Raw genomic sequence first — 21,832 nt, 5'->3', positions numbered from 1 at the left:
GATGGGGCGAATACCTGCCGCCACTACTCTTTTGCACGGTCAGCGCAGTAAATGCGCAGACCTGACTGAACAGTTACTGTTATTGCAGCTATTTGGAAGACCGAACCGCTGCTTTATTTTTACATCAGCGGCGCAAATATACGGAGCACTTTACCCATGATTCTGTTAAAAATGCTGAGCCGCTTGTAATCTGCCACTGATATTTTCACACATTTCTTTTTCGTAGCCTGGAAATCCCGCTCCACATGGGAAATCTGGGAATTCCGGTAAAAGAGTACCCCATCTTCAAAATGATGGTAAAAACTCCTGTAATCCATATTCACAGTACCTACAATGGCCTTTTCATCATCTGAGGTAAATACTTTCGCATGGACAAATCCGGGTGTATACTCATAGATTTCCACACCTGCCTCCAGCAATTCATTGTAGTACGTCTTCGCAAGGGCAAAGGCAGTCTTTTTATCCGGAATATGCGGCATGATGATGCAGATCTCCACACCGCGCTTTGCCGCATAAGTCAGTGCCATGATCATCTCATGATCCAGAATCAAATACGGCGTCATAATATGTACATAACGCTGTGCGGTATTTAATATATCCAGATATACCTGTTTCCCTGTGCGCTCATATCCATAAGGCATCACATCATAGGGAATCACATATCCGTCATTTGGCATCTGCATATCCTTTGGCGTCCGGTATGGCTCATATTCCAGATCTCCACGCTCTGACACACCCCACATTTCCAGAAACATGAAGGTAAAGCGTTCCACTGCCTCGCCCTTCAGCATGACTGCCGTGTCCTTCCAGTGGCCAAAACGTTCCTTCTTATTAATATACTCATCTGCCAGGTTCGTTCCTCCGGTAAACGCCACCCTGCCGTCAATCACAAGTATCTTTCTGTGGTCCCTGTTATTGTAATGGGGTGAGAAAAACGGTTTGATGGGGGCAAACATTTTGCACTGGATTCCCTCTTTCTCCAAGATTTTCGGATAAAAGGAGGGGAGCAGCGCCAGCACACACATTCCGTCATACATGACCCTGACTTCTACTCCTTCTCTGACCTTCTTTTTCAAAAGTTCCAGCACCGTATTCCACATATACCCCTCTTCCAGGATGAAATATTCCATAAAGATAAATTTCTCGGCCTTCTCCAATTCCTTTAACATGGCCGGAAACTGCTCATCACCCAGCGGAAAATAAGTCACAAGGGTATGCTCATAGACCGGACAGGTGCCGTACTCCATCAGATAAGAGGCCAGATGCCCCATCTGGGGGCTTTTCTGTTCCAGATCTTTTTTCACTTTTTCCTTCTGGGTCACATACTGTTTTGTGAATTTTCCCAGATACTGAAGTCTCTGGTAGATCATCCTGGTTCCCGGCTGGCTGTTGATATAGAGATAAAACAGCGCTCCGAATACGGGTACCACCGTCACCGGAATCATCCAGACCAGCTTAAAATCCGGATTTCCTCTGCTGTTGAACAGATGCAGCAGTACCAGAACTCCCAAAACTACAAATCCGGCATAAATATAAAAGCTGTAATCCCTCAGCCAGATAAAACTGGCGATGATCAGGGCAAACTGGACCAGGAAGGCAAAGACCACAATCAGGGTCCTGCCGAAAATAATAGTCTTAACGCCCTTCAGCCCTTTCTTCTTCATCTCTTCGGACTGCATTTCCTACCTTCTTTCTGTCATCCTTCCCCTGAAAGCTTCAGGAAATCCTCCTCTGATAAAATGGGGATCCCCAAATCCTTGGCCTTCTTATTCTTAGAGGAGGAGGATGTGGTATCATTGTTGATCAGGTAATCGGTCTTGGAAGTTACACTTCCCGTAACCTTTCCGCCTCTTTCCTCTATATATTCTTTTAACTGCGATCTGTTTGCAAAATGCTCCACGCTTCCGGTGATAACAAACTGTTTTCCCTCCAGGCTCTGGGTGCTCTCTGTCTTTACCTCCTCAAAGGTCAGGTGGGACAGCAGGTGCTCCAGCCTTTTCATATTGTCCTCATCCGCAAAATATTCCGTAAAGGTTCCCGCGATCACCGGTCCGATTCCCTCAATGCTGCTGATCTCCTCCGGTGTGGCATGTATGATCTTCCCCAGGTCATAGCGGAACTCTTTGCAGATCATCTTCGCATTGGCAATCCCCACATTGGAGATTCCCAAGCTGTATAGGAGTCTCGGAAGGGTGGTGTGGGACGCCTTTTCTATGCTGGCGATCAAATTGTCATAGGATTTCTGTCCAAACCCTTCCATGGAAACAATCTCATCTCTGTACTTCTCGATCTCAAAAATATCGCCGAAGTCCTTGATAAACCCTTTTAATATGAATTTTTCCAGGGTTGCCTCTGACAGGCCGTCTATATTCATGGCATCCCTGCTGACAAACAGGGTGAAAGATTTTATTCTCTTTGCCTGACATTCTGTGTTCATGCAGTACAGGGATTCCACACCATTGGTTTTGACCACCCTGGCTTCCTGCCCGCAGACGGGACAGACATGGGGAATCTCCAGATCTCCGCTCCTTGTGAGATTCTCCGCAATCTGGGGAATGATCATATTGGCTTTATAAACCTGAATCTTATCTCCGATTCCCAGCTCCAGCTCTTTTAAGATACTGATATTATGCACACTGGCTCTGCTCACGGTAGTTCCTTCCAGTTCCACCGGCTCAAAGACTGCCACAGGATTGATCAGTCCGGTCCTTGACGGGCTCCACTCTATTTCTTTCAAAGTAGTCTCCCGGATCTCATCCTTCCATTTGAAGGCAAATGCATTCCTGGGAAATTTTGCAGTGCTGCCCAGAGAATCACCGTAAGCGATATCGTCATAGAGGGCTACCAGACCGTCTGAGGGAAAATCATTGCGGGTGATCTTGTCTGAAAAATAGGCAATGGCATCATCCAGGGTATCCGCTGTCACCATCCTGTATTCCACCACATCAAATCCCTGGCCTGCCAGCCATTCAAATTGTTTCTGCCTGGAGTTCTCAAAATCCACGCCCTCTGCCCGGACCAGGGAGAATGCGTAAAACTGCACATTCCGTTTTGCTGTGATCTCGTTGTTGAGCTGGCGCACGGAACCGCTGCAAAGGTTCCTGGGATTTTTGTAACGGGCATCCACATCCTCGATCTGTTCGTTGATCTTTTCAAAGTCAGAATAGGTGATAATGGCCTCCCCGCGAAGGATCAGCTCACCTTTGTGGGCGATTTGAAGGGGAATGTTCTTGAAAACCATGGCGTTGTTGGTGATAACTTCACCCACCACACCGTTTCCCCTGGTAACTGCCTTTGAAAGACTGCCGTCCCGGTAAGTAAGTACGATGGTAAGTCCGTCCAGTTTCCAGGAGAGCAGAGTCTTCTGGTCCCCGATAAACTCCCGCAGGGTTTCCACATCCTTTGTCTTGTCCAGGGAGAGCATGGGACTTTCATGGGCTTCCTTCTGCAGTTCATCCAATGCTTCATATCCCACCATGGCCGTTGGGCTTCCTGTCAGAGTGATCCCCGTCTCACGCTCCAGCAAAACCAGTTCATCATAGAGCTTATCGTAATCGAAATTACTCATAATCTCCCTGTCCTCCTGGTAATATGCCTTAGCCGCCTCATTTAGAAGAGGAATCAGTTCTTTCATCCTCGCTGTCTTGTCCATGTTACCTTTTCCTCCGTTCATTTTTCCTTATGACAGTTGTCTCCGAAGAATCCCGGATGAGACTTTTCAGCTCCTCCAGTTCCTTTTTTGTAGCCTCCCGGTACTGTCCTGCCGGCAGGCTGCCCAGCTCCAGGTTCATGACGCGAACCCGTTTCAGACGTTTTACTCTATATCCCAGATATTCACACATCCGCCGGATCTGACGATTCAAACCCTGGGTCAGTATAATGCGGAATGACTTTTCACCTGTCTTTTCCACATAGCATTTTCTCGTCACCGTTCCCAAAATCGGGACACCGCATGACATTTTTCTGATGAAATCATCTGTCACAGGCTTATCCACAGTCACCAGATACTCTTTCTCATGACAATTGCCGGCCCGCATCATTTTATTGACCAGTTCACCCTGGTTCGTCAGAAGCAGAAGTCCTTCTGAATCTTTATCAAGCCTGCCTATATAATATATCCGAATTGGGTAATCTATATAAGAGATTACATTATTTTTTACTTTTGGATTGGCTGTACATTCAATTCCTCTTGGCTTGTGAAAGAGAAGAAGGACCTTTTTTTCTTCACGGCGAACCTCTTTTCCGTTCACCCAAATCTCCTGTCCCTCCTCGATCTGCATGCCGAGAACAGCCGTTTTCCCGTCCACCGTAACTTTACCGTCCTGCACAAGACGGTCCGCTTCCCGCCTGGAACAGACGCCGGCGTCACTCAGATATTTATTTAAACGCATGTTTTGTGCGCTCCTTTACGTATTATGATAAAGAGTATATCACAAGTTCTGCCCGCAAGTAAAGCGCTCGCTTTCCCATGCCTTTAAGATATCTTAAGCAGTTATTTCGACATTTTTTCGGTTTGCGCCTTGCCAATCCTTCCACTGCGATAGTATAATGATAACGTGTACTTATGAATGTGCCCGGTCAGATATGACCGGACATATCAATTACAAAGGGGTTAATGTAATGAAAAACAAAAAGAAAACCGCGGGCATCCTTCTGCTGACCTGTATTCTGGGTGCCGTGCTGATTTTTGTGCCTAAGTATATTTTTTCTGCGGTCAAGACCAGCATGGATACCTACAGCAACAAGAAGGAAGCCATGAAGGAAGACCACTGGGTCTATAATGACTCCGGCAGGAAATTCGTCTACCACGACGGTGTTGTTATCAAGAACACCTGGCGTGAAGTGGGCGGAACCCGCTACTATTTCGATGATGAAGGGTATGTAAAAACCGGATGGGTTACCGATAAGGGTAAGCGGTATTACCTGAAGGAAAACGGCACTCCCGCATCCGGCTGGGTACAGCCGGAAGGTGAATCCTGGTATTATTTGGATGAAAGCGGAGTTCCCACAACGGGCTGGGTCAAAAATGACGAAAAGTGGTACTATCTGAAGGATGACGGAACCATGGCTACCGGATGGATAGACGTGGATGGTAAGAGCTATTATCTGCAGGATGACGGTTCCATGGCCTCCGGATGGGTGGAGCGTGACGGCAACCGCTATTATCTGGACAGCAGCGGAACCATAAGTACCGGGTGGAAGGAAATCGAGGATTCCTGGTATTACTTCCGTGATGAGGACGGCGCCATGATGATTGGCTGGATCACCTCTGACGGCACGAATTTCTTACTGGACAGCGAGGGCAAAATGGTCACCAACTCCTGGGAAGAAAAAGACGGCAAAAAGTATTACCTGGGTGATGACGGCAAGCCTCAGACCGGATGGGTAACTGTGGACGGCAAGAGGTATTATCTGAAAGATGACGGTACTCTGGCAGGAAAAGGCTGGATCAAAGATGACGGAAAATGGTACTACCTGAAGAGTGACGGTACTGCCAAGACCGGATGGCTCCAGATTGGAAAAGACTGGTACTATCTGAACAAAGACGGCAGTATGGCTACCGGATGGATTACGGTTGACGGCAAGGCTTATTTCCTGAAAGACAATGGTGTCTGGGACAGCAAAGCAGCGGCAAAGACTGCCGCTGCGGGTTCCGGCCCTATGGTTGCCCTGACTTTTGACGACGGTCCCGGAAAATACACGGATCGGATTCTGGACACACTGCAGGCAAACGGAGCAAAAGCAACGTTCTTCATGCTCGGCCAAAATGTCCCCAGTTATCCGGACGCAGTCAGAAAAATGGACAGTATGGGATGCGAACTGGCCAACCACACTTATGACCACACAAGCCTGGATTCCCTGGATGCCTCCGGCGTACAGAATGAGGTGGAATCCACCAACAGCAAAATTGCGGCGATCGTAGGACACGGAGCTACCTTAGTACGCCCGCCTTACGGCGCTTATAACTCTACTACTAAGGCCAATGTAGGGCTTCCTATGATTCTTTGGTCTGTAGATACGCTGGACTGGGAAACTCGAAATGCACAGAGCACTTATGACGCAGTCATGGCCGCCAAGGACGGAGATGTGATTCTTATGCATGATATTCACGGCCCTACGGCAGACGCGGTGGATATGATCGTACCGGTGCTGAAAGCCAAAGGCTTCCAGATGGTAACTGTCAGTGAACTGGCAGCCGCCAAAGGAATATCCCTTGGAGACGGCATTGCATACGGCGCTATCAGATAAACTGAAAAAACTGGTGTACAGTGATGAATTTCACTGTACACCAGTTTTATTTTACTGTAACAAATCTCCGAAAATGTATCCGGTCTGTCCATTGTATTCTACTTTGATCCAATTACCGTCTGCATTGTCAACCTTGGTCACTTTTGTTCCGGCCTGCAGCTCCTGGAGAATATCTCCGTCTGTTCCTGCCTCGGAACGCATATTACAGACATCCTGAGTTGTCAGTTCAGAACCGTTGTCCGCCATAGAAGCCATACTGGTTTCCTGTCCAAGCTGTTCTTCAAAAGCTTTCAAATCAGCATCTGACTCCATCGCCTTGTTCAGGTTGGTTTCCACCTCACTGATCAGCTTCTTGACATCCTCATCCTGATTGGTCTTGTCAATGTATTCATTGACCTCCGTATCATTCTTGTCATTATGAATCATGTATTTGTCATCCTTTTTTACCACATAAAGCTGTGCCAGCCCCGGAGCCGGTGTATTTACATCGGTAAACTTCAGGTCATAGGAAACAAATACTACATAGCTGTCATCTGTGAGACCTTTTTTCGTATATACATTGATATTGCTGTAACTTTCAATATAAGTGGCATTTAATACTTTTGCTTCGTCTGTGGCATCAAAGCTGTCCGCAAGTTCTTTCATACGGTCAACATTTTTCTCTCCCCAGGCTGTATAAAATACATCAATCAAAGAATTTACTTCAGGGTATGCATTTTTTTCCAAAGAGTTTTCATCCTCTTTTTTCTCGTCCTGTGCTTTTGCATCAGCATCAGAATCTTTCGACTTCTTGGTATCGTCAGACCCTTTCTGCTGCTCTGTCTGTGCGTCCGGCTTCTTTTCTTCTTTTGAAGAACCGCCCGTCAGGGCTCTAATGCCGAAAAACAGAACCACCAGAACGACCAAAATAGCCAGACCCAGAAGAATATACCTCAGATTGTCTGAAAGCCATTCTCTGAAATTGTCTAACATCCTTGTCCTCCTTCAAGACTGTTACCCTTCATTCCCTTATTCCAATGCTTTTCCCCAAAGCACCAAACACACCCGGAGGGATTCGAACCCCCGACACGTGGTACCGGAAACCACTGCTCTATCCCCTGAGCTACGAGTGCATATGTCTTCCTAGAAATGACATCCTTAGTATATTACCACATATTTTTGAAATTGTAAAGCCTTACGCAGAAATTTGGGCATGCGCCGCCGAAAACCGGCAGATTTCGGCGGCTATCCCCCACTTTTACAGGATTAGTGCATCCTTTTTCCTGTCATAATAGTATACATTATGGGACAGAACCTCCTCGTCCACCACCTGGGTCTCATTGACCTCTCTGACCATAGTCTCCAGCTCCTTTTTGGAAAACTGCCCGGAATCGGGCACAAGAATACATTCATGAATGCTGCTGGGCAGCACAAAGTAATTGCAGTGCAGAAGTCTGCTGATATGGGAAAGTACATGGGGATACAAAAGCACCGCGGCGCCGAAATACTTTTCTTCATTGGTAAGGATATACATCGGCTCCCGCTTCTGAAAACCAAGGGACAGAAAATCATCCTCCCCGGACATCTCCCGGATCAGCTCCTCCATCCCCTGAAACGTAAAGGGCAGTCTGCGGCTGGTATTTTTATGTGCATCCTCATATATTTCCTTCAGCTTGACCCCCCAGGTTTCCAGATGACAGTTATGTACCAGAAAATTTGCTCCGTTTAAAATCTCCTCATCCAACCGGTAATAAAACACCACAGCCAGGTCAAGATACGGAATATAAGGGACATTGTTCAAAAGTTTTCGGTTCATCTCAAAATTGATCAGTTTGTAGCAGATATGGCTTCTGGCTCTTTTGTAATCTTCAAACCCGGCATTTTGAAACTCTTCCTCCTCCACCTGCCTTTCTGCGTTGAGCTCCAGGATCTTAAGCGTCACTTCTTCCAGAGACATTCCATGTCTGAAGAAATCATAGAAATCAGCCAGATATATGGTAGGCGCAATATGGGCACCGCTCTCCATAATCGTGACAGCATCCAGAATCTTCCCGTTGTTTTTCTCAATCTTGTGAAGTGTGACCCTCTGTTCCCCCGCTTCTTTTTTCAGGCTGCTGAGTATCTCCTGTGTAAATGTGTTGTAGTCCATCTGTGAACCTCTCTTTCTTTTTTTACTGCCTACCGGAATTTTGCCGTATAGGATCTCAGACAGTAAAAATACTGTCCTATATTTAAGGGCTGCAAATGGACATACGGTTTCCATTGACAGTCCGTAAATATTCTTTTTGCTGTAATTGGAAAACACTGCACGAATGTGCAAGAATGCTGATAGATATTTGACTGCTATACATTGTAAAAATGTAAATATTATTATACAGGAATGCAAGGGATATTTCAAGTACATTTTATGATAATATTTCTTTTTTGAATCTCTCATTCTTTTAAACCCGGAGGCAGGGGCTGTCACTGCCCCTCTGTCCTCCAAAGCCAGGTATCCTCCATCCCTACCGGTACTTCACGGCAACTTCCGTCTGTGGCGTAAACTTTCGCGGTATCGCGCTCGTATACCACAGATTTGATGATTAGCCACTGTTCCGTTCTGCTGTCCCATACAGGGTGTTCTATGTAGTTTGGCAGATCATGGATCTTAATGCCCATTTGCTGCTTATCCACACCAATATTTTTTAAATATTCCAAAACCGTCATCTCTCCTATTCCTTCTCAAATTCTTTGCCGTATCTGTGTAGTTTCAAAAATCTTTTCCTGTTTTACCCATACTGCCGGACCGTGTATCCGTCCCTCCTTTTATAAAGCTTATGGCTTTTGTCCACTTTGTGACCAGTAACGCGCTTCGCGATGCACTATAAATAGCTTTTTGATGCCTGCTGGCGGGAATCTTACTTCGCATCGCGCAACATCCATCTTTAGAAAACATCTCCCGGAACTATAGCCTGTAATATGTAACGGTTTATGCAGTATTTTTATATTCTTCCTCCAATCCTTATTGACATTGCTGAGATAATAAAATATACTCATTTTATCGAACATACGTTTGTATTTGGCATTTATTTCCGTTAACGGTTATTACTTTTATATAATATCACCGTTAATTACTATAGTCAACTATTTTTCTTCCATTTTTTTCCGTCAAGTAGTATTTATTATCTATTCTCAAGTTGATTTTTGTTGATTTTTTCCGCTGGCGGCTGTAAACTTTCAGTAACAGGAGGATACTGAAATGGGTCTTGAAAAAATCGAAGAATACAAAAAGAGGCTGGGAATGACTACTGCAGAGCTTTCTGAGAAATCCGGTGTTCCGAAAGGAACGCTTGACAAAATATTAAGCGGCGTGACCAGAGATCCTAAACTGGAAACCCTGAAAGCCATCGCCCGGGTTCTTGGACTTACCCTGGATGATTTTGATGATGTGAGCAGAGAGCCGGAGAAACCCGTCCCCACATACGACGACGTGGAGCTTCTCATAGCCAGAAACGGAAAAAAAATGTCAAAAGAACAGAAACTTCGCCTGATACAACTGTTGTCCGAAATAGATGAGTAATTTCGGAGCGATTTATTTTGGAGTATATTTATATAGCAGATATGATTCTGAAAGTCTACAGGGAGTGCGGCATTAAAGATTTCCCCATTCCCTGCCTTGATATCCTGAGGCATTATGAATTCAGGACGATTACATATTCAAGATTGAAAGAATTAAATCCTGAGATCTACACACTCTGCGTCACTGCCTCGAACGACGCTTTCTGTGACCAGAGAAACCGCATCATCGCTTACAATGAAAAAGCGGTTTTGGGCCGTATACGTTTCTCTCTCATGCACGAACTGGCACACTGTGTCTTTGAACACACCGGCGAAGATCCGGAAAACGAGGAAATTGCAGACTGTTTTTCCGGTAATATACTGGCTCCCCGGGTTGCGATTCGCCATTATGGCTGCAAAAATGCAGAGGACATCCACCTGCGGTTCGGGCTTTCCTATGCGGCCTCCAACAAAGCGGTACAGGAATATAACACCTGGGAGCAGAGATGCACGTTAAAAGCAGACCGGGAGCTGGATGACTGGTTATTTCCGCTTAACGACTTCCACCGGAGTTTCCTCCGCCGTCTGCGCAGGCAGCAGCGCAGACAAAAGCAGCAGATGAAGCAGTACGAGCAGAAGCTCTCCTTTCTGCAGGAGAATCATTTGGATGACTATCTGGTACAGGGAGAGGACTGCCGGCTGTATGAATTTCAAAACAGTTTGACAGAATAATTTCAGACATGATAAAAGCCTGGAAATCCAGGTTTCCAGGCTTTTCTTTTACCAGAAGCATTATACTCTGGACAGGTATTCTCCTGTTCTTGTATCAATCTTGATCTTATCACCCTGGTCTACAAATAAAGGAACATACACAACTGCGCCAGTCTCAACAGTAGCCGGTTTGGTAGCTCCCTGAGCAGTATCTCCTTTGAATCCAGGTTCTGTATCGGTGATATCCAGTTCTACGAATAACGGAGCTTCGATAGCGAAAACATTTCCGTTGTAGGAACATACCTTTACCGTCTCGTTCTCTTTTACGAACTTCAGAGCATCGCCTACAGTCTGATTGTCAATGGCAATCTGGTCATATGTCTCATTGTTCATAAAGTAATATAAATCACCATCATTGTATAAATACTGCATGTCCACACGGTCAATACGTGCCTGCGGGAATTTCTCAGTAGGTCTGAATGTCTTCTCTACAACTCCGCCGTTGATAACATTTTTTAATTTTGTTCTTACGAAAGCAGCACCCTTTCCAGGTTTTACGTGCTGGAATTCCATAATCTGCACTACATTGCCATCAATTTCCAGAGTGAGACCATTTTTAAAATCTCCTGCTGATATCATAATGAATATTCCTCCTTAAATTCTTCCATTGGAAAAGCATCTCTTTTTCCACTGTACTCCATTGTATAATACCTCATCCGATTTTTCAACTGTTTTTTCGCTTTCTTTGGTCTTTCCTGTAAAAATAAAGGACGATTTTTTCCAATTTCCGCTTTAAAACTATCTGAATCTCCTCTTTGGGATGAATCGGTTTCACAAGAATATTGTGCATCCCTGTTCTCTTTGCACCGTACACATCCGTAAAAAGCTGGTCACCGATAAACACCGTGGTCTGCAGATCTGTTCCCATCAGCTCCATAGCCCTTCTGTAATTCTTCCGGGATGGCTTATGCGCATTCTCAATAAAATGTACCTGTACATCCCTGTTAAAAGAAGAAACTCTTTCATACTGGTTATTTGACAGCAGGCAGCACTGAAATCCAATCTCTTTAAGCCGTACAAAAAGCGCCTTTGCCCGTTCATCTGCAGGCTCCCCGTGAGGCACCAGGGTATTGTCAATGTCGAAGATCAGACCTCTGTATCCCTGCGCATATAATTTTTCAAAGTCTATGACATATGTGGAATCCAGATATTCATCCGGAAAAAAAGTGCGAAACATTGTCGATTCTCTCCCATCTGTAAGCAAAATAAAACGCGGCATGGCTTATTATACCCTGCCGCGCATCCAAAAATTCTTGTATTCTTCACGGCATACTTTTTAGATACTGTGGCATGCCATAGATGGCACCCCGTACCTGAAGGCACAGCAAATGTGCCGCATATAGTATACCGTGATGGTAACAGTTTTCCCGGGTGTTTGTCAATTCTTTTTGTATTATTTCAAGTTCGTTTTGCCCGACTGTGCCGTTGTTCGCGCTTCTCTGTCCCGCCTGGTGTTTTTAAACCGAAGATATAAAATCCTGAGGCAGGCAGCGCAGTAAATCTGCAGACCTGTCTGAACTGTCACTTTTCAGTTATCTTTCTGTCAGGACTGTATACTGCTGTGTCTCCAGTACATTTTTATAGGCCGGACGAATGATCTTGTCTGTGTTGATCAGCTCTTCCATGCGGTGCGCACTCCATCCCACGATCCTGGCAATGGCAAACATCGGTGTATATAATTCAAGCGGAAGCTCCAGCATGCTGTAAACAAATCCGCTGTAGAAGTCCACATTGGCACTGACACCTTTGTAGATATGACGCTCCTGTCCGATGATCTGAGGTGCCAGACGCTCTACCATCTCGTAAAGCTGGTAATCTTTTTGTCTTCCCTTTTCTTCTGCAAGCTGTTTTACAAACTTCTTGAAAATCTGGGCACGCGGATCGGATATGGAATATACCGCATGACCCATTCCATAAATCAGACCTCTCTTGTCAAAGGCTTCTTTATGGAGCAGTTTTCTGAGGTATTCGGAAACCTCTTCCTCGTCCTTCCAGTCCTTTACATGCTTCTTCATATCGTCAAACATGCGTACAACTTTAATGTTGGCTCCGCCGTGTTTCGGACCTTTTAAGGAACCGAGAGCCGCCGCAATGGCAGAATAGGTATCTGTTCCCGAGGAGGAAACCACATGCGTGGTAAAGGTAGAGTTATTACCGCCGCCGTGCTCCATATGCAGCACCAGGGCTAAATCCAGAATGGTTGCTTCAAACGGCGTATACTTCTTATCCGGACGCAGCATTAAAAGAATGTTCTCTGCTGTGGACAGTTCCTTTTTCGGATGATGTATATATAAACTCTTGTTCTGGTTATAATGGCGGTGCGCCTGATATCCGTAAACGGACAGCATCGGGAAAATACTGATAAGATTGATGCATTGACGGAGTACATTGGGAAGTGATATGTCCTCCGGGTTCGTATCGTAGGAATATAAGGTTAGAACACTCCTTGAAAGGGTATTCATCATGTCCCTGCTGGGAGCTTTCATGATAACATCACGGACAAAATTCCGTGGCAGACATCTCTGGTCGCCCAGTATCTTGCAGAAATCATCTAACTGCTGCTGTGTCGGCAGTGTTCCGAATAACAGCAGGTATGTAGCTTCTTCAAATCCAAAGCGTTTCTCCTGGAGAAATCCTTTGGTCAATTCTTCAATGTTGATTCCTCTGTAGTACAGCTCACCTTCGCAGGGAACTGATTTTCCATCCTCTTCTTTGCTGGAGACTATATTGGATATCTGTGTCAGTCCGGCAAGAACGCCTTTTCCGTTGATATCACGCAGGCCTCGCTTTACATCATACTTCGCATAGAGGGACACATCCATCTTGCTGTGATCCTCGCAAATCTTTGTAAGGGCTTCGATTTCAGGTGTTACTTTCATATTAAATCCCATTTTAGATTCCCCCTTGTTCTTTTATCTTCATCGCTTTAGCATAACGATATTTTACCATAAGAAAAGGTCAGTAACAAGAAAAATTTTTCTAAACATTCTATAAATTTATCAGACAGTAACTGTTCCGGCATAACTATGTTTTTGCATTGTATACTTGCAGAAAAGGATTTTTTCCTTTAAACTAAAGGAATGAAAGGAATGGTTCGCTTATGAAAATGGATGAAACTGTAGATGTGTGTGATTGCGTGCATAAGCATGATCATATACAAAAAAAAGTAATACCGGACGAGACTACATTGTATGGGCTGGCGGATCTGTTCAAGGTTTTCGGGGATCCTACCAGGATTCGGATTTTGTATGCTTTGTCGGCCGGGGAATTGTGCGTCTGTGATATTGCTTCGGTGCTGAATATGACGCAGAGTGCGATTTCGCATCAGCTTCGGGTGTTGAAGCAGATTAAGCTGGTAAAATTCCGGAGGGAGGGGAAGACGGTTTATTATTCTTTGGCGGATGCGCATGTGGAGACTATACTTAGTCAGGGGTTGGAGCATGTGCAGGAGTAGGGGTGTATCTGACTGCGAGGGCAGATATTGGTGAAGGCTGCTGTTGGCGGGAGCTGTGGAAAAGTGGGAATATAAATGAGTAAATATATGAAACTGGCGGTATCCCGGCTGCTTGTTTGCAGGCAGGGGATACCGCCGGTTGTATGATTATAGTTTTAGTTTGGCGAAGGCATCGGCGAAGGCGTTGTTTAGGGGTTCGGAGGCTTCTTTTTTTTGCTTGGTGAGGTATTTCTGGACATCTTTTTTGGAGACGCCGGCGCCTTCTTTTTCACGGCGGGATTGGAAGGAGGAGAGTTTTTCTTTGTAGCCGCAGGGGCAGATAAAGGTCTCCTCCTTGCCTTTTACATAGAGCTCCATGCGTTTGTGGCATTTGGGGCAACGGGCATTGGTGGTACGGGAAATGGTTTCACGGTGGCCGCACTCACGGTCCTGGCAGACCAGGAGTCTGCTGTTTTTGCCGTTTACGGAGAGCATGCGTTTGCCGCAGACAGGACATTTGGTGTTGGTCAGGTTATCATGGCGGAAGGTGCCGTCTCCTGTCTTGATCTCCCGGATGATGTCCTGGGTATAGTCTTTGATGTCGGAGAGGAAGGCGTCTTTTTTCAGCCTGCCGTCTGCGATCCTGGAAAGTTTCATCTCCCAGTCTGCTGTCAGCTCCGGTTTTTTCAGGTCCTCAGGTACCAGCTCCAGAAGCTGTTTTGCTTTGGAGGTGATGTATATGTCTTTGCCTCGTTTTTCCATCAGGAAGGTGTTGAAAAGTTTATCAATGATATCCGCACGGGTGGCTACGGTTCCAAGGCCGCCTGTCTCGCCCAGTGTTTTGGCTGCTTTGGCGTCATGGCTTTCCATGAATTTAATGGGATTTTCCATGGCGGAGAGCAGGGTTGCCTCGTTGAAATGAGCCGGGGGTTTTGTTTTTCCTGTGGTCAGCTCCGCTTTGGATGCTGGGAAGGTGTCACCTTTTTTCACGGTTGGGAGAGTTTGGTCTTTCAGGGACGGTTCCTGGCTTCCCGTGTATTCCTCCTCGTCATCCTCATCGGACCAGCCGCTTTCATAGGCTTCTTTCCAGCCCGGACTTTTTACTATTTTGCCTTTTGCGAGAAAACACTCCCCTGCGGCCTGGGCTTTTACGGTTGTCTGCTCGTATTCAAAAGGCGGCATGAGTACACTTAGAAAACGGCGCACCACCAGGTCATAGATTTTGCGCTCCTCGTTTGTCATGTGATCTAACTGGACAAATTGTTCTGTGGGGATGATGGCATGATGGTCGCTTACCTTTTTGTCATCCACAAAGGATTTGCTGGCTTTTATGGGTTTCATGGAGAGGCTGCCCGCAAGTTTGCGGTAGGGACCTACTGCACAGGCTTTCAGCCTTTCTTTCAGGGTTCCGACCACGTCGCTTCCGATGTAGCGGGAATCTGTTCTCGGATACGTGAGGACTTTGTGGTTCTCATACAGGCGCTGCATAATATTCAGAGTCTCTTTTGCGGAGAGGCCGAATTTTTTATTTGCATCTCTCTGAAGCTCAGTCAGATCGTAAAGGCCCGGCGCAAAGGTCTTTTTTGCAGTCTTGTCTACGGATTCTATGGTAAGTGAGCCTGCCTTGACCTGTTTTAACAGGGTTTCCATCTTCTCCTGCTGGAAGGAACGGCAGGAACCGCTCTTTTTGTCCTGCCAGGTAAAATGAACGCCTCCGGCAAGTACGGTCATGCCGTAGTAATCCACGGGTTTGAAGTTTCTGATCTCCTCCTCGCGTTTCGCTATCATGGCAAGGGTCGGCGTCTGGACACGTCCGCAGGAAAGCTGGGCATTGTATTTGCAGGTCAGGGCTCTTGTGGCATTGATTCCCACCAGCCAGTCAGCCTCCGCACGGGAAACTGCTGCTGCGTACAGATTATTGTAGTCCCTGCCGTCTCTTAAATGGGCAAAGCCGTCACGGATCGCCTTGTCTGTGACAGAGGATATCCACAGACGTTTGATGGGTTTTCGGCAGTTTGCTTTTTCCAGGATCCATCTGGCAACCAGCTCGCCCTCACGCCCCGCATCGGTGGCAATGATGATCTCTCCCACGTCGTTTCTGTAAAGCTGTGTTTTCACTGCATTGTACTGTTTGGCTGTCTGTTTGATCACCACAAGCTCCATTTTCTTTGGAATCATGGGGAGATGCTCCATTTTCCACTCCCTGTACTTTTTGTCATAGCCTTCCGGGTCGTCTAAAGTGACCAGGTGGCCCAGGGCCCAGGTCACAATGTATTTGTCACCCTCCATAGCGCCGTTTAACTTTTTCCCGCATTTCAGCACCCTGGCAATATCCCGGGCGACGGACGGTTTTTCTGCTAAAACTAATGATTTCATGAAATTACATTACCTTTCCAAAAAATTCTGTTGTCTTCTTCACTTTCTGCATTATATCGTCAAACATGGCCGGTGTCAAAGACTGCATACCGTCACACAGCGCTTTTTCCGGATTATTGTGTACTTCGATCATGACGCCGTCGGCTCCCGCCGCGATCGCTGCCATGGTAAGGGGCTCTACCATGAAACGGATTCCCGCCGCATGGCTTGGGTCTATGATGACCGGCAGATGCGTCTTTTTCTTCAGCATGGGAATCGCGGAAATATCCAGGGTATTTCTCATGGAAGTCTCGAATGTGCGGATACCTCTCTCACAGAGTATCACATTCTCATTGCCTCCTGCCATAATGTATTCTGCGCTCATGAGCAGTTCATCCAGGGTATTCGCCATGCCGCGTTTGAGGAGAATGGGCTTTTTCAACTTTCCGAGCTCTTTCAGAAGCTCAAAGTTCTGCATATTTCTGGTGCCGACCTGGATCACATCCACATCCTCAAATAATTCCAGATGGCCCAGACGCATGATCTCCGTGACAATGGGAAGTCCGGTCTGTTTCTTGGCTTCTAAAAGCAGCCTCAATCCCTCGTCTCCCAGTCCCTGGAAAGAGTAGGGGGAGGTTCTGGGCTTAAATGCGCCGCCTCTTAAGAGTCCTGCACCTGATTTTTTCACATCCTCGGCCACCTCGATCATCTGCTCCCTGGTTTCCACAGAACACGGCCCTGCAATGACCTGGAAATTCCCGCTGCCAATCTTTCTTCCGCACACATCGATCACCGTGTCATCCGGGTGCATGCTTCTGTTGGCTTTCTTGTACGGCTCCTTAATTCTTTTTACCGACTCCACCACTTCCAGCGCCTGAAACTGGTCCTCCTGCAGTTCTGTGGTATCACCGATCAGGCCGATCAGTGTGGTATCCAGCCCTTCGGACATGTGAAGCTTCAGTCCTCTGTCAAGGAGGTTTTTCTTCAGCTCCTCCACCTTTCTCTCGTCCGCGCCCTTTTTCAGTACAATGATCATAATGCATTTCCTCCATTTCTTCTCTTCAGATATCTGACTCCTGTTCCGGAAAATCATTTCCCAATGAACACAAAAAACCGATGTCTGCTACGCGCAAACACCGGTCTGATTCCACTATCTTTCAATATTTTAAAAGACTTTATGAAACAGATGTTTTACCGTAGCAAAATGAACCTGCGTTATAAAAATAACCCAGAAAGCCAAAATAATATGCTTTTGTCCAAACGTTCATTTCTGCTGTCATAATAAAACCTCTATCTCACTTTGTTATTCCCAATAATACTACCCGGCGGCGGCTTTGTCAATCATTTTATATCAGATTATTTTATCAATTTAAAGTGTAACGGTTTAAATTGAAAATGCAGCCAAAAAATAAAAGAACCCCTGGCAGGGAACGGCTCTTTCCGTTCCTGCCAGGAGTCCTCCCACCGCCGGGACCGCTCATAAAAATCAGCGTTTTACATTGCCTCAGCTCTCTCAAACTGGCTGTTGTACAGATTCGCATAAAATCCGTCTGCTGCCAGCAGCGATTCATGGGTTCCCTGCTCAATGATATCTCCGTCTTTCATCACAAGGATCAAATCCGCGTCACGTATGGTAGAAAGCCGGTGCGCGATCACAAAGCTGGTTCTGCCCTTCATCAGGTTATCCATAGCCTTCTGGATACGCTCCTCTGTCCTGGTATCCACAGAGGATGTAGCCTCATCCAGGATCAGTATCCGGTTGTCCGCCAGAATTGCCCTTGCTATGGTCAGAAGCTGCTTCTGTCCCTGGGAAATGTTGTTTGTCTCCTCATTCAGCACCATCTGGTAGCCACCGGGCTGTGACATGATGAAGTGGTGGGCATGCGCCGCTTTCGCCGCAGCGATAACCTCCTCATCCGTGGCGTCCAGCCTGCCGTAACGGATATTTTCCATGATCGTTCCGTGGAACAGCCAGGTATCCTGCAGCACCATGCCGAACAGTTCCCGCAGTTCACTTCTGTTAAAATCTTTGATATTATGGCCGTCGATCAGGATCTCACCGGAATTGACGTCGTAGAACCGCATCAGCAGTTTGATCATGGTCGTCTTGCCGGCACCTGTCGGGCCGACGATTGCCACCTTCTGCCCCGCTTTTACAGATGCGGAGAAATCATGGATAATGATTTTGTTCGGATCATATCCAAAGGAAGTGTGGCAGATTTCCACATTGCCGTCAATATGGCTTACATCTGCAGGGTTTTCCACAATCTGCTCTTCCTCCGGGACATCCAGAAATTCAAAGACCCTCTCGGATGCGGCGGCTGAAGACTGCAGCATATTCGTCACCTGGGCAATCTGCTGGATGGGCTGGGTAAAGTTTCTGATGTACTGGAAAAATGCCTGCACATCGCCCACTTCAATCCTGTTCTTAATAACCATGAATCCGCCCAAAAGGGCAACCATCACATATCCCAGATTTCCCACAAACTGCATGATAGGCATCATCATGCCGGAGAAAAACTGGGAGCGCCATGCAGAGCTGTACAGCTTCTCATTGGTCTTCTCAAATTCATTGATCACGGATTCCTCTTTGTTGAAGGCTTTCACAACGTTATGTCCGCTGTAGATCTCCTCCACCTGCCCGTTTACTTCACCCAGGTACTTCTGCTGCGCCTGGAAATATTTCTGTGAATGTTTCATGACCTTGCTGATGATCGCCATGGAAACAGGCAGGATCAGCAGGGCTGCCAGCGTCATCCACACATTGATGCTCAGCATCATCACCAGCACACCGACCAAGGTGGTGCAGGACGTGATGAGCTGGGTCACGCTCTGGTTGATACCCATCTGCAGGGTATCCACATCGTTGGTGATCCTGGAAAGGATCTCTCCGTGGGTCCTGCTCTCAAAATATTTCATGGGAATTCTGTTGATCTTCTCGGAAATATCTTTTCTCAGGTTATAAGTTACATCATTTGAGATTCCCGTCATAATAAATCCCTGGATAAAGGACAACAGGGCACTTACCAGGTACAGGCAGAGACATCCCAAAAGGATCTGGACAATTTTATCGAAATTAATTCCGCTGCCGCCGTTTATCTTGGACACCAGTCCGTTAAACAGTTCCGTGGTAGCCTTTCCTAAAATCTTCGGCCCCACAATATTAAATACCGTACCGCCCACAGCAAACAGGATCATCAGCATCAGGCGGAACTTATACCGCTCCATGTATTTCACCAGGCGTTTCATGGCGCCTTTAAAATCTTTTGCCTTCTCGCCCGGCATTCCTTTTCCGTGACCACCCATCGGCCCTCTCGGTCTTCTCGCAGTATTACTCATTAGCCAATTCCTCCTCCGACAGCTGTGACATGGCAATCTGACGATATACCTCACAGGATTTCAAAAGCTCTTTATGGGTTCCCTGACCGACCACGCGTCCCTCATCCAGAACGAGGATCCGGTCTGCATGTAAAATGGTACTGATACGCTGTGCAACGATGAGAGTCGTGGCATCTTTTGTCTCTTTCTTCAGTGCGCGTCGAAGCACCACATCTGTCTTATAGTCAAGGGCAGAAAAACTGTCGTCAAAAATGTAAATCTCCGGCCGTTTGGCAATGGCCCTGGCAATGGAGAGACGCTGTTTCTGTCCGCCGGATACATTGGTACCGCCCTGGGCGATCTCTGATTCCATCTTCTCCTCTTTTTCCTGTATGAAATCCCAAGCCTGAGCCACTTCTGCTGCACGCTGAACCTCTGCTTCCGAAGCATCCTCTTTTCCGTAGCGGATGTTGGAATCAATGGTACCTGAGAAGAGCACACCCTTCTGCGGCACATAACCGATGCGGTCACGCAGCTCTGTGAGTTTCATATCACGCACATCCACGCCATCCACCAGAATCCGGCCTGATGTCACGTCAAAGAATCGCGGTATGAGGTTCACCAGCGTACTCTTGCCGCTTCCTGTACTTCCGATAAATGCCACTGTTTCCCCCTTATGGGCTGAAAAATCAATATCAGTAAGCGTCTCCTCATCAGCACCCGGATATGAGAATCCCACATGCTCGAAACGCACCTCACCTTTTGCCCCTTTGTCCGGCAGTGCTCCTGCATCGCCGTCCAGGATGGAAACCTTGGTGTCCATCACCTCATTGATACGTTTTGCCGCAACGCTTGCCCTTGGCAGCATAATAGACATCATGGTGATCATCAGGAATGACATGATGATCTGCATGGCATACTGCATAAACGCCATCATATTTCCCACCTGCATGGTTCCGTTGTCCACCGCATGGGCTCCGTTGTAGACAATGAGAATGGTGATACCGTTCATAATAAGCATCATGGCAGGCATCATAAATGTCATACAGCGGTTGACAAACAGGTTTGTCTTCGTAAGCCTGTCATTGGCCTTTTCAAAACGCTCCTCCTCGTGTTTCTCACGGCTGAAGGCCCGGATAACCGGAATACCTGTCAGGATTTCCCTGGAAACCAGGTTCAGCTCATCGATCAGATACTGCAGTTTTGTAAACTTTGGCATAGCGATCTTAAAGAGCAGCCCCACCAGAACCATGATCGCCGCTACTGCCACACCGAGGATCCAGGTCATGGATGCGTCTGTCTGCAGTACCTTTAACACACCGCCGATGCCCAAGATCGGCGCATAGAGTACGATCCTGAATATCATGGCAAACACCTGCTGCACCTGCTGTATATCGTTTGTACTTCTGGTGATCAGAGACGCTGTGGAGAAATGATTCAGCTCCTCACCGGAAAAGGATATGACCTTGCGGTACACACCGTTTCTCAAATTCCGTCCCAGTATTGCCGCCACCCTGGCTGACAAAAATGTAACGGAAATGGCAGCTATCATTATGACAAGCGCCAGCCCCAGCATTTTAAGGCCTGACATCAGAATGTAGCGGATCTGCATCTGGTCCACATCGATTCCCTGGCCTTCGTACTCCAGTTCTACATACTGTACAGCCGCCTGTGTCACAATGGAATCCGGCATATCTTTCATACCTGAGGTCATGGCATCCATCATTTTCAGAAGCTGTTCTTTCGGCATCTGCGAAAATACCTGGAACAGGTCCGCATCCTCGGGAAGCTGCATTTTTTCCCTGATCTGCTTTACCTGGTCCCCGCCCTCTTCCAGACCTTCCACAGCCATCATGGGCATACCGAAAATGCTGTTCAGCTTTTCTCTCTTATCTGCGTCAATTTCTTTTAATTCGTAAATATCACCTTTTAAGGTATAGGCATCTTTGACTGTCTCCACATCTTTCTCTTCCATGAACAGAAAGAGTTTATCCATGGACTCCTCCCGAATTTTTTCCGGAACGCCGTCCTCAATTCCCTTCTGCTGGATACCTATGTTGACGATCTTAGATGTGTAATCCGGCAGAGCCAGGTCACAATTCGCCTGAAGGAATAAAAGAGCAATGATCAGCACAATATAGTACCAGCGCTCTTTCATGTAATGAAACATTTTTATCATGGTGTCACTCC

The 21,832-nt window shown here is 46.7% G+C and carries 17 protein-coding genes and 1 tRNA gene; 4 read left to right on the top strand and 14 right to left on the bottom strand.

Features of this window, described 5'->3' with window-relative positions; genetic code table 11:
- Window positions 1-119: 119 nt before the first annotated feature.
- From cls to WMO65_RS20810, 3 genes are read right to left on the bottom strand one after another with little or no spacing between them, the layout of a single operon-like run.
- Window positions 120-1,679 carry a cardiolipin synthase gene (gene cls, locus WMO65_RS20820; RefSeq protein ID WP_330425165.1) on the bottom strand — a complete coding sequence of 520 codons (1,560 nt, stop codon included), beginning with the start codon at window positions 1,677-1,679 and terminating at the stop codon, window positions 120-122.
- A 17-nt stretch (window positions 1,680-1,696) separates the two neighbouring features.
- Entirely contained in the window at window positions 1,697-3,652 is a 1,956-nt protein-coding gene (ligA, locus tag WMO65_RS20815) for an NAD-dependent DNA ligase LigA (RefSeq protein WP_148393297.1), read from the bottom strand.
- Between the two features lies 1 nt (window position 3,653).
- Complete coding sequence (locus WMO65_RS20810; RefSeq protein WP_148393298.1) at window positions 3,654-4,391, bottom strand: pseudouridine synthase; 738 nt, start codon at window positions 4,389-4,391, stop codon at window positions 3,654-3,656.
- Between the two features lie 229 nt (window positions 4,392-4,620).
- Between WMO65_RS20810 and WMO65_RS20805 the strand changes: the two genes are divergently transcribed.
- The gene (locus WMO65_RS20805) at window positions 4,621-6,249 is read left to right on the top strand and encodes a polysaccharide deacetylase family protein (RefSeq protein ID WP_187370655.1); all 1,629 of its coding nucleotides are present in this window, start codon (window positions 4,621-4,623) and stop codon (window positions 6,247-6,249) included.
- Between the two features lie 51 nt (window positions 6,250-6,300).
- Here the strand turns inward: WMO65_RS20805 and WMO65_RS20800 are convergent, their stop codons facing one another.
- The 4 genes from WMO65_RS20800 to WMO65_RS20785 form a co-directional block, all read right to left on the bottom strand.
- Window positions 6,301-7,221 (bottom strand): SH3 domain-containing protein, encoded by a 921-nt coding sequence (locus tag WMO65_RS20800; RefSeq protein ID WP_349064646.1) that lies wholly within the window; start codon window positions 7,219-7,221, stop codon window positions 6,301-6,303.
- A gap of 67 nt (window positions 7,222-7,288) precedes the next feature.
- Window positions 7,289-7,361: transfer RNA gene (locus WMO65_RS20795), tRNA-Arg, on the bottom strand.
- A gap of 125 nt (window positions 7,362-7,486) precedes the next feature.
- The gene (locus tag WMO65_RS20790) at window positions 7,487-8,377 is read right to left on the bottom strand and encodes a DUF5688 family protein (protein ID WP_148393300.1); all 891 of its coding nucleotides are present in this window, start codon (window positions 8,375-8,377) and stop codon (window positions 7,487-7,489) included.
- 314 nt (window positions 8,378-8,691) lie between these two features.
- Window positions 8,692-8,925, bottom strand: coding sequence for a hypothetical protein (locus WMO65_RS20785; protein WP_146051714.1), 234 nt, complete (start codon window positions 8,923-8,925; stop codon window positions 8,692-8,694).
- Window positions 8,926-9,466: 541 nt separating this feature from the next.
- On the opposite strand from WMO65_RS20785, the gene WMO65_RS20780 reads away from it, so the two are divergent.
- A complete protein-coding gene (locus tag WMO65_RS20780) occupies window positions 9,467-9,787 on the top strand; it encodes a helix-turn-helix domain-containing protein (protein ID WP_033142643.1) in 321 nt (106 codons plus the stop codon).
- Between the two features lie 17 nt (window positions 9,788-9,804).
- Complete coding sequence (locus WMO65_RS20775) at window positions 9,805-10,497, top strand: ImmA/IrrE family metallo-endopeptidase (protein ID WP_148393301.1); 693 nt, start codon at window positions 9,805-9,807, stop codon at window positions 10,495-10,497.
- Between the two features lie 60 nt (window positions 10,498-10,557).
- Here WMO65_RS20775 and efp read toward each other — a convergent pair whose 3' ends face one another.
- The 3 genes from efp to WMO65_RS20760 form a co-directional block, all read right to left on the bottom strand.
- A complete protein-coding gene (gene efp / locus WMO65_RS20770; RefSeq protein ID WP_033142644.1) occupies window positions 10,558-11,115 on the bottom strand; it encodes an elongation factor P in 558 nt (185 codons plus the stop codon).
- Window positions 11,116-11,200: 85 nt separating this feature from the next.
- Window positions 11,201-11,713 (bottom strand): YqeG family HAD IIIA-type phosphatase, encoded by a 513-nt coding sequence (locus tag WMO65_RS20765; RefSeq protein ID WP_033142645.1) that lies wholly within the window; start codon window positions 11,711-11,713, stop codon window positions 11,201-11,203.
- A gap of 355 nt (window positions 11,714-12,068) precedes the next feature.
- The gene (locus tag WMO65_RS20760) at window positions 12,069-13,427 is read right to left on the bottom strand and encodes a citrate/2-methylcitrate synthase (RefSeq protein ID WP_033142646.1); all 1,359 of its coding nucleotides are present in this window, start codon (window positions 13,425-13,427) and stop codon (window positions 12,069-12,071) included.
- Window positions 13,428-13,636: 209 nt separating this feature from the next.
- Between WMO65_RS20760 and WMO65_RS20755 the strand changes: the two genes are divergently transcribed.
- Window positions 13,637-13,990 carry an ArsR/SmtB family transcription factor gene (locus WMO65_RS20755; RefSeq protein ID WP_033142647.1) on the top strand — a complete coding sequence of 118 codons (354 nt, stop codon included), beginning with the start codon at window positions 13,637-13,639 and terminating at the stop codon, window positions 13,988-13,990.
- 147 nt (window positions 13,991-14,137) lie between these two features.
- Here the strand turns inward: WMO65_RS20755 and WMO65_RS20750 are convergent, their stop codons facing one another.
- The 4 genes from WMO65_RS20750 to WMO65_RS20735 all read right to left on the bottom strand — a co-directional run bounded on the left by WMO65_RS20750 (window position 14,138) and on the right by WMO65_RS20735 (window position 21,821).
- Complete coding sequence (locus WMO65_RS20750) at window positions 14,138-16,345, bottom strand: DNA topoisomerase III (RefSeq protein ID WP_148393302.1); 2,208 nt, start codon at window positions 16,343-16,345, stop codon at window positions 14,138-14,140.
- A gap of 4 nt (window positions 16,346-16,349) precedes the next feature.
- Window positions 16,350-17,360: a 3-deoxy-7-phosphoheptulonate synthase gene (aroF, locus tag WMO65_RS20745; RefSeq protein WP_033142649.1), complete on the bottom strand. Its 1,011-nt coding sequence runs from the start codon at window positions 17,358-17,360 to the stop codon at window positions 16,350-16,352.
- A 458-nt stretch (window positions 17,361-17,818) separates the two neighbouring features.
- Window positions 17,819-19,663, bottom strand: a complete 1,845-nt coding sequence (locus tag WMO65_RS20740) for an ABC transporter ATP-binding protein (protein ID WP_052099620.1) — start codon at window positions 19,661-19,663, stop codon at window positions 17,819-17,821.
- Entirely contained in the window at window positions 19,656-21,821 is a 2,166-nt protein-coding gene (locus WMO65_RS20735) for an ABC transporter ATP-binding protein (RefSeq protein WP_033142650.1), read from the bottom strand. The genes WMO65_RS20740 and WMO65_RS20735 overlap by 8 nt, the downstream gene beginning before the upstream one ends.
- Window positions 21,822-21,832: the final 11 nt, after the last annotated feature.

The sequence above is a fragment of the Blautia caccae genome (assembly GCF_040095955.1).
Classification (GTDB): Bacteria; Bacillota; Clostridia; order Lachnospirales; family Lachnospiraceae; genus Blautia; species Blautia celeris.
This window is presented reverse-complemented; position numbering and strand designations above follow the sequence as displayed.